The sequence below is a fragment of the Klebsiella sp. AqSCr genome, assembly GCF_008452795.1.
GTDB classification, from domain to species: Bacteria; Pseudomonadota; Gammaproteobacteria; order Enterobacterales; family Enterobacteriaceae; genus Klebsiella; species Klebsiella pneumoniae.
Map to the genome: position 1 here is coordinate 1,632,672 of NZ_MJDM01000005.1, position 13,536 is coordinate 1,646,207.

13 protein-coding genes and 2 pseudogenes are annotated in these 13,536 nt (G+C 56.9%); 7 read left to right on the forward strand and 8 right to left on the reverse strand.

Going from position 1 to position 13,536, the window contains the following annotated elements:
- Nucleotides 1-411, reverse strand: a pseudogene (locus BHE81_RS28720) (cell division protein ZipA); the annotation flags it as partial.
- Between the two features lie 230 nt (nt 412-641).
- Here BHE81_RS28720 and cysZ point away from each other — a divergent pair.
- The 5 genes from cysZ (at nt 642) to crr (ending at nt 5,513) form a co-directional block, all read left to right on the forward strand.
- On the forward strand, nt 642-1,403 hold the full coding sequence (gene cysZ / locus BHE81_RS11895) for a sulfate transporter CysZ (RefSeq protein ID WP_023301629.1): 762 nt from the start codon (nt 642-644) through the stop codon (nt 1,401-1,403).
- Between the two features lie 176 nt (nt 1,404-1,579).
- Nucleotides 1,580-2,551, forward strand: coding sequence for a cysteine synthase A (cysK, locus tag BHE81_RS11900; protein ID WP_002913498.1), 972 nt, complete (start codon nt 1,580-1,582; stop codon nt 2,549-2,551).
- Between the two features lie 380 nt (nt 2,552-2,931).
- Nucleotides 2,932-3,189 (forward strand): phosphocarrier protein Hpr, encoded by a 258-nt coding sequence (ptsH, locus tag BHE81_RS11905; RefSeq protein WP_002913505.1) that lies wholly within the window; start codon nt 2,932-2,934, stop codon nt 3,187-3,189.
- Between the two features lie 44 nt (nt 3,190-3,233).
- Nucleotides 3,234-4,961 (forward strand): phosphoenolpyruvate-protein phosphotransferase PtsI, encoded by a 1,728-nt coding sequence (gene ptsI / locus BHE81_RS11910; RefSeq protein ID WP_002913506.1) that lies wholly within the window; start codon nt 3,234-3,236, stop codon nt 4,959-4,961.
- A gap of 42 nt (nt 4,962-5,003) precedes the next feature.
- Nucleotides 5,004-5,513 (forward strand): PTS glucose transporter subunit IIA, encoded by a 510-nt coding sequence (crr, locus tag BHE81_RS11915; protein WP_000522253.1) that lies wholly within the window; start codon nt 5,004-5,006, stop codon nt 5,511-5,513.
- A gap of 40 nt (nt 5,514-5,553) precedes the next feature.
- Here crr and BHE81_RS11920 read toward each other — a convergent pair whose 3' ends face one another.
- On the reverse strand, nt 5,554-5,793 hold the full coding sequence (locus BHE81_RS11920; protein WP_002913605.1) for a hypothetical protein: 240 nt from the start codon (nt 5,791-5,793) through the stop codon (nt 5,554-5,556).
- Complete coding sequence (gene pdxK / locus BHE81_RS11925) at nt 5,790-6,656, reverse strand: pyridoxine/pyridoxal/pyridoxamine kinase (RefSeq protein WP_004174917.1); 867 nt, start codon at nt 6,654-6,656, stop codon at nt 5,790-5,792. The genes BHE81_RS11920 and pdxK overlap by 4 nt, the downstream gene beginning before the upstream one ends.
- Before the next feature lie 82 nt (nt 6,657-6,738).
- Here pdxK and ptsJ point away from each other — a divergent pair, with 82 nt between their 5' ends.
- Together ptsJ and BHE81_RS11935 are read left to right on the forward strand one after the other, a co-directional pair.
- The gene (gene ptsJ, locus BHE81_RS11930; protein ID WP_110246601.1) at nt 6,739-8,037 is read left to right on the forward strand and encodes a transcriptional regulator PtsJ; all 1,299 of its coding nucleotides are present in this window, start codon (nt 6,739-6,741) and stop codon (nt 8,035-8,037) included.
- 140 nt (nt 8,038-8,177) lie between these two features.
- The gene (locus BHE81_RS11935; RefSeq protein ID WP_004174913.1) at nt 8,178-8,573 is read left to right on the forward strand and encodes a YybH family protein; all 396 of its coding nucleotides are present in this window, start codon (nt 8,178-8,180) and stop codon (nt 8,571-8,573) included.
- Here BHE81_RS11935 and cysM read toward each other — a convergent pair.
- The 5 genes and pseudogenes from cysM to cysP form a co-directional block, all read right to left on the reverse strand.
- Entirely contained in the window at nt 8,570-9,481 is a 912-nt protein-coding gene (gene cysM, locus BHE81_RS11940; RefSeq protein WP_004145610.1) for a cysteine synthase CysM, read from the reverse strand. The genes BHE81_RS11935 and cysM overlap by 4 nt on opposite strands.
- A 118-nt stretch (nt 9,482-9,599) precedes the next feature.
- Nucleotides 9,600-10,684, reverse strand: a pseudogene (gene cysA / locus BHE81_RS11945) (sulfate/thiosulfate ABC transporter ATP-binding protein CysA).
- The gene (gene cysW, locus BHE81_RS11950; protein ID WP_020325285.1) at nt 10,674-11,549 is read right to left on the reverse strand and encodes a sulfate/thiosulfate ABC transporter permease CysW; all 876 of its coding nucleotides are present in this window, start codon (nt 11,547-11,549) and stop codon (nt 10,674-10,676) included. Before cysW ends, cysA begins: the two are co-directional and overlap by 11 nt.
- A complete protein-coding gene (gene cysT, locus BHE81_RS11955; RefSeq protein ID WP_002913626.1) occupies nt 11,549-12,382 on the reverse strand; it encodes a sulfate/thiosulfate ABC transporter permease CysT in 834 nt (277 codons plus the stop codon). Before cysT ends, cysW begins: the two co-directional genes overlap by 1 nt.
- Nucleotides 12,382-13,398, reverse strand: coding sequence for a thiosulfate/sulfate ABC transporter substrate-binding protein CysP (gene cysP, locus BHE81_RS11960; protein WP_002913628.1), 1,017 nt, complete (start codon nt 13,396-13,398; stop codon nt 12,382-12,384). The genes cysT and cysP overlap by 1 nt, the downstream gene beginning before the upstream one ends.
- Nucleotides 13,399-13,536: the final 138 nt, after the last annotated feature.

Genomic DNA, 13,536 nt, shown 5'->3' on the forward strand with positions numbered 1-13,536 from the left:
AGGCTGCGGAGCCGCATGCGGCGCAGGCTGTTGCTGCGGTGGAACCGGGGCCTGGCGCGGCGGCTGCGGCGGCTGGCGAACCGGTTCTTCAGGACGCGCAGGCTGCTGCATCTGGCGCTCGTAAGGCGGCTGGTACTGGTGCTGCGGCGACTGACGAGGGGCTTCATGCTCCCCATGCGCGCCGTGCGGGGCGTGAGTCACCGGATGAACGCGGACTTCTCCTACGCCTTCAACATTATCATCAAAGTCGTCGTTTTCCGACTCATCGTCGCGCGACTTCATACGTTTCAGTGGGCGATCGCGAAACATCGAAGAACGTTCTTTACGGCTGGTCCAGAAACCATGTACCAGTAAAGCGATTATGGCGATCGCGCCAACAATGATTAATATCAGACGCAAATCCTGCATCATTATATTCTCTGTTGTTCTAACACCTTGCCACCACGGCAAACATTTACTCACTAAGAGTATTTGCCGATTACCTCAAGTGCAAGTGCGTCGGTCGCTTTCACCACATAAAGATGAACTAAATCGTGCTTTTTGCTGTTTTTTCGAACATTTCCTAACTGGTTATTGTCTGACGACCCGATAAAATAAGCGAGCATTCACACCGGATGTTAAAAAAGGAGCAATGCCTGGCTATGGTTTCATCATCCGCACCGACCCCGCGCAGCGGCGTTTATTATTTTTCGCAGGGCTGGAAACTCATCGGGCTGCCGGGCATACGGCGTTATGTCTTCCTGCCTTTACTGGTTAACGTGCTGCTGATGGGCGCTGCCTTCTGGTGGCTGTTTACCCGTCTCGGCAGCTTGATCCCCTCGCTGATGAGCCATGTGCCGGACTGGCTGCAGTGGCTAAACTACCTGCTGTGGCCGGTGGTAGTGCTCTCAATCCTGCTGGTGTTTGGCTACTTCTTTTCGACGATCGCCAACTGGATAGCCGCGCCGTTCAGCGGCCTGCTGGCGGAACAGCTGGAAGCGCGCCTGACCGGCGCTACCCCACCGGACGTCGGCGTCTTTGGCATCATGAAAGATATTCCGCGGATTATGAAGCGTGAGTGGCAGAAGCTGGCCTGGTATCTGCCGCGCGCCATCGTGCTGTTGCTGCTCTACTTTATTCCCGGCGTTGGCCAGACGGTAGCCCCGGTACTCTGGTTCCTGTTCAGCGCATGGATGCTGGCGATTCAATACTGTGATTATCCCTTTGATAATCACAAGGTTCCCTTCAAAACCATGCGCGAAGCGCTGCGCAGTCGCAAAGTGATGAATATGCAGTTTGGGGCGCTCACCAGCCTGTTCACAATGATCCCGGTGTTAAACCTGGTGATCCTTCCGGTAGCTATCTGCGGCGCCACCGCCATGTGGGTCGATTGCTATCGCAATAGACACGCCAGCTGGAAATAGCGGTAACACCTTCACTTGGGGGCGGCAAAGGCCGCTCCCTTATATCGCGCTTATTCCTTCTTGCTTATCATTATTTCCCTTCCGCATATAGATATGCTAAATCCTTACTTCCGCATATTCTTTAAGCGGGTATGCTGATGCCGTACCCCCAAATTTCATACAGTTAAGGACGGGCCATGAGTAAGATTTTTGAAGACAACTCCCTGACTATCGGTCATACGCCGCTGGTACGACTGAACCGCATCGGTAATGGCCGTATCCTGGCAAAGGTAGAATCTCGTAACCCGAGCTTTAGCGTAAAATGCCGTATCGGCGCCAATATGATCTGGGATGCTGAAAAGCGCGGCGTTCTGAAACCTGGCGTGGAACTGGTCGAGCCGACCAGCGGCAACACCGGTATCGCCCTCGCCTACGTGGCGGCGGCCCGCGGCTACAAACTGACGCTGACCATGCCGGAAACCATGAGCATCGAGCGTCGTAAGCTGCTGAAAGCCCTGGGCGCCAACCTGGTGCTGACCGAAGGCGCCAAAGGCATGAAAGGCGCTATCCAGAAAGCGGAAGAGATTGTCGCCAGCAACCCGGAACAATTCCTGCTGCTGCAGCAGTTCAGCAACCCGGCTAACCCGGAAATCCACGAGAAGACTACCGGCCCGGAAATCTGGGAAGATACCGATGGTCAGGTGGATGTGTTTATCTCCGGCGTAGGTACCGGCGGAACGCTGACCGGCGTCAGCCGCTATATCAAAAACACCAAAGGTAAAAAAGATCTGATCACCGTCGCCGTTGAACCGACCGATTCCCCGGTGATCGCCCAGGCGCTGGCGGGGGAAGAGCTCAAGCCGGGTCCGCACAAAATTCAGGGTATCGGCGCCGGCTTCATTCCTGGCAACCTGGATCTGAAGCTGGTCGACAAAGTGATCGGCATTACCAACGAGGAAGCTATCTCCACGGCGCGCCGCCTGATGGAAGAAGAAGGCATCCTGGCGGGTATCTCTTCCGGGGCCGCCGTTGCCGCCGCGCTGAAGCTGCAGGAAGATGAGGCCTTTACCAATAAGAATATTGTGGTTATCCTGCCTTCCTCAGGTGAGCGTTATTTAAGCACCGCGCTGTTCGCCGATCTCTTCACTGAGAAAGAGCTGCAACAGTAGTGCCAGCTTGTAAATAATGTGTAAAAAAGCACCTTTTCGGGTGCTTTTTTGTGGCACACGTCAAAGTTTTACCCCTCCTGGCATTGATTCACCTCGTAGGGTCTGGTATTTAACCAGCACATTTATTTTGATGCGCGAAATTATTCAGAAGAGGATTTCCGCCAGCTGAATCGATTTTATGATTTGGTTCAAGTCTTCCTTTCGCGGCATAATGTTTAATGACGTGCTAGACGTCAATGGCCCGCAGGTCTTCGCAGCGCCAGGCGCTGCCGACGCCAAGGCCGGAAACGTAACGCCGGCGCTAACAATACAGGCTAAAGTCGAGTCGTTAGACTAGACTTTAGGTCCACAACACTAAACCTATAAGTTGGGGAAATATAATGTTCCAGCAAGAAGTTACCATTACCGCTCCGAACGGTCTGCACACCCGCCCTGCTGCTCAGTTTGTTAAAGAAGCTAAAGGCTTCACTTCTGAGATCACTGTAACCTCCAACGGCAAAAGCGCCAGCGCCAAAAGCCTGTTCAAACTGCAGACTCTGGGCCTGACCCAGGGCACCGTAGTGACCCTCTCCGCTGAAGGCGAAGATGAGCAGAAAGCTGTTGAGCATCTGGTTAAACTGATGGCTGAACTCGAGTAAGTTCACGGGTTCTTTTTCATATCAGTCACAAGTAAGGTAGGGTTATGATTTCAGGCATTTTAGCATCCCCGGGTATCGCCTTCGGCAAAGCATTGCTGCTGAAGGAAGATGAAATTGTCATCGACCGGAAGAAAATTTCTGCCGATAAGGTTGATCAGGAAGTCGAACGTTTCCTGAGCGGCCGCGCCAAGGCCTCCGCCCAGCTGGAGGTCATCAAAACCAAAGCTGGTGAAACTTTCGGTGAAGAAAAAGAAGCCATCTTCGAAGGGCATATTATGCTGCTGGAAGATGAGGAGCTTGAGCAGGAAATCATAGCCCTGATTAAAGATAAGCACATGACTGCCGACGCGGCAGCCAATGAAGTTATCGACGGTCAGGCCACTGCCCTGGAAGAGCTGGATGATGAATACCTGAAAGAACGTGCGGCTGACGTACGTGATATCGGTAAGCGCCTGCTGCGCAACATCCTTGGTCTGGCAATCATCGATCTGAGTGCGATTCAGGATGAAGTCATCCTCGTCGCCGCCGATCTGACCCCGTCTGAAACCGCACAGCTGAACCTGAAAAAAGTGCTGGGTTTCATCACCGACGCGGGCGGTCGTACCTCCCACACCTCTATCATGGCGCGTTCCCTGGAATTGCCGGCCATCGTGGGCACCGGCAGCATCACGGCGCAGGTGAAGAACGGCGACTATCTGATTCTCGACGCGGTGAACAACCAGGTTCTGATCAACCCGTCTAACGAGCAAATTGAAGCGCTGCGTAGTCTGCAGGCTCAGGTTGCGGAAGAAAAAGCCGAACTGGCGAAACTGAAAGATCTGCCGGCGATTACCCTCGACGGCCATCAGGTTGAAGTCTGCGCCAACATTGGTACCGTTCGCGATGTCGAAGGTGCTGAGCGCAACGGCGCCGAAGGCGTAGGCCTGTATCGTACCGAATTCCTGTTCATGGACCGTGACGCGCTGCCAACTGAAGAAGAACAGTTTGCGGCTTATAAAGCGGTGGCTGAGGCCTGTGGCTCTCAGGCCGTTATCGTCCGTACCATGGATATCGGCGGCGACAAAGAGCTGCCGTACATGAACTTCCCGAAAGAAGAGAACCCGTTCCTCGGCTGGCGTGCCGTGCGTATTGCGATGGATCGTAAAGAGATCCTGCGCGACCAGGTTCGCGCCATCCTGCGTGCCTCCGCTTTCGGTAAGCTGCGCATTATGTTCCCGATGATCATCTCTGTTGAAGAAGTGCGTGCGCTGAAGAAAGAGATCGAAATCTACAAACAGGAACTGCGTGACGAAGGTAAAGCATTTGACGAATCCATTGAGATCGGCGTGATGGTGGAAACACCGGCTGCGGCGACTATTGCTCGTCATCTGGCCAAAGAAGTTGATTTCTTTAGTATCGGCACCAATGATTTAACGCAATATACTCTGGCAGTTGACCGTGGTAATGATATGATTTCACATCTTTACCAGCCGATGTCACCGTCTGTACTGAATCTGATTAAGCAAGTTATTGATGCTTCTCACGCTGAAGGTAAATGGACTGGCATGTGCGGTGAGCTTGCGGGCGATGAACGTGCTACACTTCTGTTGCTGGGTATGGGGCTGGACGAATTCTCTATGAGCGCCATTTCCATCCCGCGCATCAAGAAGATTATTCGTAATACGAACTTCGAAGATGCGAAAGTATTAGCAGAGCAGGCTCTTGCTCAACCGACAACGGACGAGTTAATGACGCTGGTTAACAAGTTCATTGAAGAAAAAACAATCTGCTAATCCACGAGATGCGCGGCCCAAATTACTGCTTAGGAGAAGATCATGGGTTTGTTTGATAAATTGAAATCTCTGGTTTCTGATGACAAGAAAGACACCGGAACTATTGAGATTGTTGCTCCCCTCTCCGGTGAGATCGTCAACATTGAAGACGTGCCGGATGTGGTTTTTGCGGAAAAAATTGTGGGCGATGGGATTGCCATCAAACCGACTGGCAACAAAATGGTCGCGCCGGTAGACGGTACCATTGGTAAAATTTTCGAAACCAACCACGCGTTCTCTATTGAATCTGATAGCGGCATCGAGCTGTTCGTTCACTTCGGTATTGATACCGTTGAACTGAAAGGCGAAGGCTTCAAGCGTATCGCTGAAGAAGGTCAGCGCGTGAAAGTCGGCGATCCGGTTATCGAATTTGATCTGCCGCTGCTGGAAGAGAAAGCCAAGTCGACTCTGACGCCGGTGGTTATCTCCAACATGGACGAGATCAAAGAGCTGATCAAACTGTCCGGTAGCGTGACCGTGGGTGAAACCCCGGTAATCCGCATCAAGAAGTAATGCTTGCTGCATAAAAATGGCGCCGAAAGGCGCCATTTTTTTATACCGCGCAGGTTACCGGTCGATAGCACTTCTCGCGGGACAAGACGCGCAATCCCTCCGGGGTGCTCTCCAGAATTCGCCGCTCGCTGTCAGCGACCAGCAGTTCGCACTGATATCCACCGGCCAGGCCGAACAGCGACCGCGCCACGCAGGCATCCTCCAGCGCCGCCTCACCTGTCGTATCAAAATGACCAACAATGCGTCCCTGCTGGCGGATCACTAACCGATAGCTTTTCATCTGCTTTGCTCCAGCGGCGGTAGGATCAATTCGTCACACCCCTGGGCGGCAGTCCAGTTCATCACCTCCAGCACGCGCTGGGCAGCAGCCTGCGTCGCTGCCCCCAGCGCCAGGCCGGAAAGCAACCCGCTCACCAACTCCGCGCAGAACAGATCGCCGGTTCCTTTTAAGTCTGTCTCCACCCGCGGGTGAACCACCACTTCCACTGCATCGGCCGTCACCACCAGCACATTGATCGTCGAATCGGCCTCTCCCGGCGCGCTGGTGATCACCACCCATTTGAGGGTGTCCGACAGCAGGCTTCGCGCCGCGGCGACCGCCTCCTGCCGATCGCGACAGCGCTGGCCGCTCAGCGTCTCCAGTTCGAACAGATTGGGGGTGATCCCTTGCGCCAGCGGCAGCAGGTGCTGACGATAGGCGTCCGGGATCTCAGCCTTGACATAGATGCCGCTGTCGACATCGCCGATGACCGGATCCACCAGAATGCACAACCCGGGATGGCGGGCCCGTACGCGCGTCAGCCACTGCGCCAGGCGTTCGATTTGCACAGCGCTGCCCATATAACCGGTGGTGACCGCACGCAGTTCGCGCAGCGCGTCGCGCTCCTCCAGCGCCTGCAGATACCCGACAAACCACTCTTCCGGAATAATGCCGCCATAGAACGTCTCATAATGGGGCGTATTGCTGAACAGCACCGTCGGCACCGCCAGCACGCGCAGACCATGCTGTTTAATCGCCGGAACCGCGATGCTGTTGCCGACGCTGCCATAGACTACCTGCGACTGCACGGCGACGATATCCACTTCCGACGCCCGGCTTTTGTCGTGAAAGAGCACTGATTGTATATCATCCTGCTGGCCCATCTTTTCTCCCCCCGCTGGACAGCGGGTCACGCACTGATTATGATTCGTCCTATGCTAAATTCCATTTTGTCATAGGTCAATAATGTTAGCCGGAAAAACCGCCAGCGAAATCTTCGATAACATCCGCCATCTGGTGCAGAGCGGCGGGTTGCAGCCCGGAGAGGTTCTGCCGCCGGTACGTGAACTCGCCAGCCAGCTTGCAGTGAATCGCAACACTGTCGCCGCCGCCTATAAACGGCTGGTGACCTCCGGGCTGGCCGTCAGTCAGGGACGCAACGGTACAGCCATTAAAGCGCGGGACACACTGCCGGCGCTGGAGGGAGGTGACCCAACGACCCCGCTGAACGATATCTCCAGCGGCAATCCGGATCCGGCCAGACTGCCTGATTTACCCCGCTATCTGGGCCAGATTGCCCGCACGCCCCGCCTGTATGGCGATGCGCCCATTGAGCCGCGGCTTGGCCAATGGGCCGAGGCGTGGTTTGCCAGAGAGATAGCCGTTCCCTTTGCGGTGAATCTCGCCAGCGGGGCGATAGACGCCCTGGAGCGCCTGCTGTACGCTCTGCTGCTCCCCGGCGACGGCGTTGTGGTGGAAGATCCCTGTTTTCTCAGCAGCATCAATATGGTGCGTTACGCCGGTTTTACCCCCTGCCCGGTGGCGGTGGATGCCGAAGGGATGGATCCTGACGGCCTGGAGGAGGCGTTACGCAACGGCGCACGGGCGGTGATCTTAACCCCGCGCGCGCATAATCCTACCGGCTGTAGCCTGACGGAAACCCGGGCGCATGCCCTGCGGGAGGTGCTAGCCCGCTATCCGCAGGTACTGGCGATTGTTGATGACCATTTTGCCCTGCTGTCGGCCACGCCATGGCACTCCCCTCTTCCTGCAAGCACCCAACGCTGGGCGCTGGTGCGCTCGATGTCAAAAACCCTCGGACCAGACCTACGGCTGGCCTTTATCGCCAGCGATGCCGCTACTTCAGCGGCGCTGCGCCTGCGGCTTAACGCCGGCAGCCAGTGGGTCAGCCATCTGCTGCAGGACCTGACGCTGGCCTGCCTGACCGACGAGGCGTTTATCGCCTCGATGACGGAGACCCGTCGTCACTATCGCCAGCAGAATGAGAAACTGGCGGCGGCGCTGGCCCGGCACGGCTTCAGCCATGCTACGCCAGGGGATGGCCTCAATTTCTGGCTGCCGCTGACAGCGGCGAGCCAGCCCTACGCCTTACGCCTGGCCCGCGCCGGCTGGCTGGTCCGGGAGGGAGAGGTGTTTGGCATCCGGACGCCCTCCCACGGGCTACGCCTGTCGCTGGGCCGTCTGAGTGACGCTGAGATTTCCCGCCTGGCGGCCGATATTGCGCAGGCCTTAGACGCCCCCTGACGCAGGCAGTCCACCGAACGTATCGGGGAGTGATGGCAGCTGCCGACAAATTAATGAAAAATAAACGACAGCAGGCTAGTCTTACCTGCATGCCCTGATCGCCGAGGCGGACAAATCGCTCACAACAAGGAGCACCAGAGATGCATCACGCTGACCCGGCACTGAAAGCGGTCATTGAAGCCTGCGATCGCGCTATCTCGCAGGAAGATTACGATACCCTGATGAGTTATTACGCAGAAGACGCCGCGCTGGTCGTCAAACCGGGCATGGTGGTCAGAGGGAAAGAGAATATCCGCAAAGCCTTTATCGCCATTGCCGACTATTTCCAGCACCGACTGGTGGTGACTCAGGGGAAAATGGAGGTTATTGAAGGCGGCGGCAATGCGCTGGTGATTATGGAGACCCGGCTGGATATCCCGACGGCGGACGGGATATCCCAGGTTACGCGACGCGCCACCTATGTCTTTCAGAAGCAGGGCGAACGCTGGCTGTGCACCGTCGATAACTCCTACGGCACCGACCTGCTTGATGATTAAATGCCCGCCCCCTGGCTAAAGTGTTCTTCGCCGAAGACGCCGGTGGAAAGGTAACGATCGCCGCGATCGCAGACAATCGCCACCACCACCGCGCCAGGATTTTCGCGGGCTATGCGTAACGCGCCCGCTACCGCGCCGCCCGAACTGACGCCGCAGAAAATGCCTTCCCGCACCGCCAGCTGACGCATGGTGTTCTCGGCATCCTGCTGATGAATATCCAGCACCGTATCCACCAGCGAAGCGTTAAAGATCCCCGGCATATACTCTGCCGGCCAGCGGCGGATCCCGGGAATACTGCTCCCCTCCTCCGGCTGCAGGCCAACAATGGTCACCGGTTTACTCTGTTCACGCAGAAAACGTGACACGCCGGTAATGGTGCCGGTGGTCCCCATACTGGAGACAAAGTGGGTGATACGCCCCGCGGTCTGCTGCCAGATTTCCGGGCCGGTGGTGGTGTAGTGGGCGTAGGGGTTATCCGGGTTGTTAAACTGATCGAGCAGTTTGCCTTCTCCGCGCTGGGCCATTTCCAGAGCCAGGTCGCGGGCCCCCTCCATCCCTTGCTCTTTGCTGACCAGGATAAGCTCGGCGCCGTAAGCGCGCATCGCGGCCCGACGCTCCTGGCTCATGTTGTCGGGCATCAGCAGCTTCATCCGGTAGCCTTTCAGCGCGGCGATCATCGCCAGCGCAATACCGGTGTTGCCGCTGGTCGCTTCGATCAGCACGTCGCCGGGCTGAATTTCGCCGCGCTTTTCCGCTTCGACGATCATCGACAGCGCGGCGCGATCTTTCACCGAGCCGGCCGGATTATTGCCTTCGAGTTTGACCCAGACTTCGCTGCCGTTGTCCGGTCCCAGACGCTGAAGTTTGACCAGTGGGGTATTGCCGATGGTTTGTTCGAGTGTATTCACGATTTTTACTCAATAAAAAAGCCGGGCGGCGCTTCGCTTACCCGGCCTGGCAGACGCGTGATAATTCCAGACCGGGTAAGCAGAGCCTCACCCGGCAAAAGCACATTGATTTAAGCTATCAGGCCGACTCCGCCAGAGCAAGCTCGCCGCGCGGCTCGATACGCTCGGTACCGTTGTACAACCGCGCGTTTTGCAGCCCGACGAACAGCCGTTCGCCGCGGGACGGCGCCTCATCGCCCGTTAACACCACGCTCAGCGGTTCGTCATACCACCCCAGAGGCTGAAGGTGTAGTGCCCTTTCGGACTGGCCTCCAGGACCTGCACCGGCAGCGGCGAATCCAGGCTGGTCCGCCGGCTGATGTCCACTTCCCATGGGCGCAGGAACAGGTCCACTGGCCCCTGGTATGCCGGGGTATAGCCTAACGGCCAGCGGTGGGCGCCGACGTGGAACTGTCCACCGCGGATGACCCCCTGCAGGCGGTTCACTTCCCCCATAAACTCCAGCACGAAACGGGTAGACGGCTCACGCCATACGCGCTCCGGGGCATCGGCCTGTTCGATGTTGCCCTGGCTCATGACCACCACCCGGTCGGCAACTTCCATCGCCTCTTCCTGATCGTGGGTGACGAACACGCTGGTGAATTTCAGCTCTTCATGCAGCTGACGCAGCCAGCGGCGCAGCTCTTTACGCACCTGCGCATCCAGCGCACCGAAAGGTTCATCCAGCAGCAAAATTTGCGGCTCCACCGCCAGGGCGCGCGCCAGCGCCACGCGCTGCTTCTGGCCTCCGGACAGCTGCGCCGGATAGCGATCCGCCAGATGGGCCAGCTGCACCATCTCCAGCAGTTTGGTCACCTTGGCTTTAATCGCCGCCGCATTGGGGCGTTCGCGGCGCGGCAGCACGGTCAGGCCAAAGGCGATGTTATCGAACACCGTCATATGGCGGAACAGCGCATAGTGCTGGAAAACGAAGCCCACTTTACGGTCGCGAGCGTGCATCCGACTGACGTCGGTACCGTGGAAGCGGATATGACCGCTGGTCTGATGCTCCAGACCGGCGATAATTCGCAGCAGGGTGGTTTTTCCGGAGCCCGAGGGCCCCAGCAGCGCAACCATTTGTCCGGAAGGGATATCCAACGAGATATCATTCAGCACCTGGGTGCGACCAAACGATTTCTTAATATTGGCAATCTCAATGCTCATGATTTCCCTCCTGTTGCGCGCGTTCTTTCTGATTGGCCAGACGCCATTGCAACATACTCTTTAAAAACAGGGTCAGAATAGCCATTAACGTCAGCATGGCGGCGGCGGTAAACGAGCCGACGGTGTTGTAATCCTGCTCCAGTAGTTCAATTTGCAGCGGCAGCGACAGCGTTTCGCCGCGGATCGAGCCGGAAACCACCGACACCGCGCCAAACTCGCCGATGGCGCGGGCGTTGGTCAGCACCACGCCGTACAGCAGCGCCCAGCGAATATTGGGCAACGTCACCCGGCGGAACATCTGCCAGCCGGACGCGCCCAGCAGCACCGCGGCCTCATCTTCATGACTGCCCTGACTCATCATCACCGGCACCAGCTCACGCACCACAAACGGACAGGTAACAAAGATGGTCGCCAGCACCATGCCTGGCCAGGCGAACATGATTTGCAGATTATGCGCGTCAAGCCAGCCGCCCAGCGGACCGTTAGAGCCGTAAAACAGCAGATACACCAGACCGGCCACCACCGGCGAGACGGCGAACGGGATATCCAGCAACGTCAGCAGCAGCTGGCGCCCCGGAAAGGTAAAACGTGTCACCAGCCAGGCCAGCAAGGTACCGAACACCAGGTTCACCGGTACGGTAATCAACGCAATCATCACCGTCAGCCAGATGGCATGCAGCATGTCCGGGTTCGCCAGGTTTTCCAGCACCGGCATCAATCCTTTGCTGAAGGCCTGGATAAAGATGTAGAGCATCGGCACCACAAGGATGAAGGCGGAGACCAGCATCCCGACGCCAATCAGAAACCATTTTCCCCAGTTGATACGGGGCGCGTCGTAGCGTTTCAATTGAGTAACTTCCGCCATTAGTGACCTACCACGCGTCGACCAAAGCGACTCTGCAGGGTATTGATGGAAAACAGCAGCAGCAGTGAGGCGGCCAGGATCACCGAGGCGATGGCGCTCGCCGCCGGATAGTCAAACTCCTGCAGACGAATAAAGATCATCAGCGACGTCACTTCCGTCTTCCACGCGATGTTGCCGGCGATAAAAATCACCGCGCCGAATTCGCCGAGGCTGCGGGTAAACGACAGAGCAATGCCCGCCAGCAGCGCCGGCGACAGCTCCGGCAGCACCACCTTGCGGAAACTCTGCCAGCGCGTGGCGCCCAGCGTTTCCGCCGCTTCCTCATACTCGGGCCCCAACTCTTCCAGCACCGGCTGCACGGTGCGTACCACAAACGGGATGCTGGTGAAGGCCATCGCCACGGCGATGCCGAGCCAGGTATAGGTGACTTTAATATCGAACTTCGCCAGCCATTCCCCGTAAATACCGTTCACCGAAAACAGCGAGGCCAGGGTCAGACCGGCTACCGCCGTCGGCAGCGCAAACGGCAGGTCCATTAAGGCATCCAGCAGCGTGCGGCCCGGAAAACGATAGCGGGTCAGGATCCAGGCCATCAGCAGACCAAAGACGCCGTTAAAAATCGAGGCCACAAACGCCGACAGCAGCGTCACCTTATAGGCAGCCACCACCTGCGGGTTGGTGATCACATCCCAGTACTGCGCCCAACTCATCTGCGCCAGCTGCATCACCAGCGCGCTGAGCGGTAATAACAAAATCAGACAGACAAACAGCAGGCTGGTGCCAAGGCTCAGGGTAAAACCCGGCAGCACGCGCTTGGACGACACAGCAAACATTACTTACGCCCCGCCGCCAGCAGTTTGTCCAGTTCGCCGCCGCTGGCGAAGTGGGTTTTCATCACCTCAGGCCAGGAGCCAAACTTATCTTCCACGCGGAACAGCTCGGTCTGTGGGAATTTATCCTTCAGAGCATCCATCACTTTCGGGTTGTTTACCCGATAGTAGTAGTCGGTAATGATAGTTTGCGCCTGTGGCGTATAGAGCCAGTTCAGGTAGGCTTTCGCCGCCTTTTCCGTGCCATTGGCTTTGACGTTTTTATCGACCCAGGCTACCGGGAACTCCGCCAGAATGTTGGTTTTCGGGATAACCACTTCAAATCCCTGCGCCTCATACTGCTTGCGAATATTGTTCACTTCCGATTCGAAGCTAATCAGCACATCGCCGAGGCCGCGCTCGGCGAAGGTGGTGGTCGCTCCGCGCCCGCCGGTGTCAAAGACTTCGACGTTCTTGAGAAACTGAGTCATAAACTGTTCGGTTTTAGCTTTATCGCCGCCATCAGCTTTATCCGCCGCGCCCCATGCCGCCAGGTAGGTGTATCGGGCGTTACCCGAGGTTTTCGGGTTCGGGAAGATCAGCTTGACGTCAGAGCGAACCAGGTCGTTCCAGTCATGAATGTTTTTCGGATTGCCTTTACGCACCAGGAAACCCATCGTCGAATAGAACGGTGAGCTGTTGTTCGGCAGACGGCTTTGCCAGTCGGCCGGGATCAGGTTGCCTTTGTCATGCAGGATCTGCACGTCCGTCACCTGGTTGTAGGTGACCACGTCCGCCTTCAGGCCCTGCAAAATAGCCAGCGCCTGCTTGGATGAACCGGCATGCGACTGCTTGATGGTCAGCTTGTCCCCGCCATTGTCTTTCGCCCACTGCTGCTCAAAAGGCGGGTTAAGGGCGGCAAACAGCTCGCGGGAGACATCATAGGAGCTGTTCAGCAGCTCCGTCGCCTGCGCCTGCGCCACCAGCAGCATGGAAGCCGCCAGCGCCAGATATCCTTTTTTCAGTGATTTAACGGCCATTGCGCACCCTTATCAACGTTGAACATTTTCTGATGATCATCATATTTATAACGGGTACGAAAGGAGTAACGGTTTTATATACCGTTTGGCGATTTGGAAGTCGAAAAGGGAATAAGCAACTGGCAAAGCTTAGCTGAA

Bases quoted from the DNA above. Each gene is read 5' to 3' on its own strand.
- cysZ (WP_023301629.1), top strand. From the start codon at position 642: ATGGTTTCATCATCCGCACCGACCCCGCGCAGCGGCGTTTATTATTTT.
- cysK (WP_002913498.1), top strand. From the start codon at position 1,580: ATGAGTAAGATTTTTGAAGACAACTCCCTGACTATCGGTCATACGCCG.
- ptsH (WP_002913505.1), top strand. From the start codon at position 2,932: ATGTTCCAGCAAGAAGTTACCATTACCGCTCCGAACGGTCTGCACACC.
- ptsI (WP_002913506.1), top strand. From the start codon at position 3,234: ATGATTTCAGGCATTTTAGCATCCCCGGGTATCGCCTTCGGCAAAGCA.
- crr (WP_000522253.1), top strand. From the start codon at position 5,004: ATGGGTTTGTTTGATAAATTGAAATCTCTGGTTTCTGATGACAAGAAA.
- BHE81_RS11920 (WP_002913605.1), bottom strand. From the start codon at position 5,793: ATGAAAAGCTATCGGTTAGTGATCCGCCAGCAGGGACGCATTGTTGGT.
- pdxK (WP_004174917.1), bottom strand. From the start codon at position 6,656: ATGGGCCAGCAGGATGATATACAATCAGTGCTCTTTCACGACAAAAGC.
- ptsJ (WP_110246601.1), top strand. From the start codon at position 6,739: ATGTTAGCCGGAAAAACCGCCAGCGAAATCTTCGATAACATCCGCCAT.
- BHE81_RS11935 (WP_004174913.1), top strand. From the start codon at position 8,178: ATGCATCACGCTGACCCGGCACTGAAAGCGGTCATTGAAGCCTGCGAT.
- cysW (WP_020325285.1), bottom strand. From the start codon at position 11,549: ATGGCGGAAGTTACTCAATTGAAACGCTACGACGCGCCCCGTATCAAC.
- cysT (WP_002913626.1), bottom strand. From the start codon at position 12,382: ATGTTTGCTGTGTCGTCCAAGCGCGTGCTGCCGGGTTTTACCCTGAGC.
- cysP (WP_002913628.1), bottom strand. From the start codon at position 13,398: ATGGCCGTTAAATCACTGAAAAAAGGATATCTGGCGCTGGCGGCTTCC.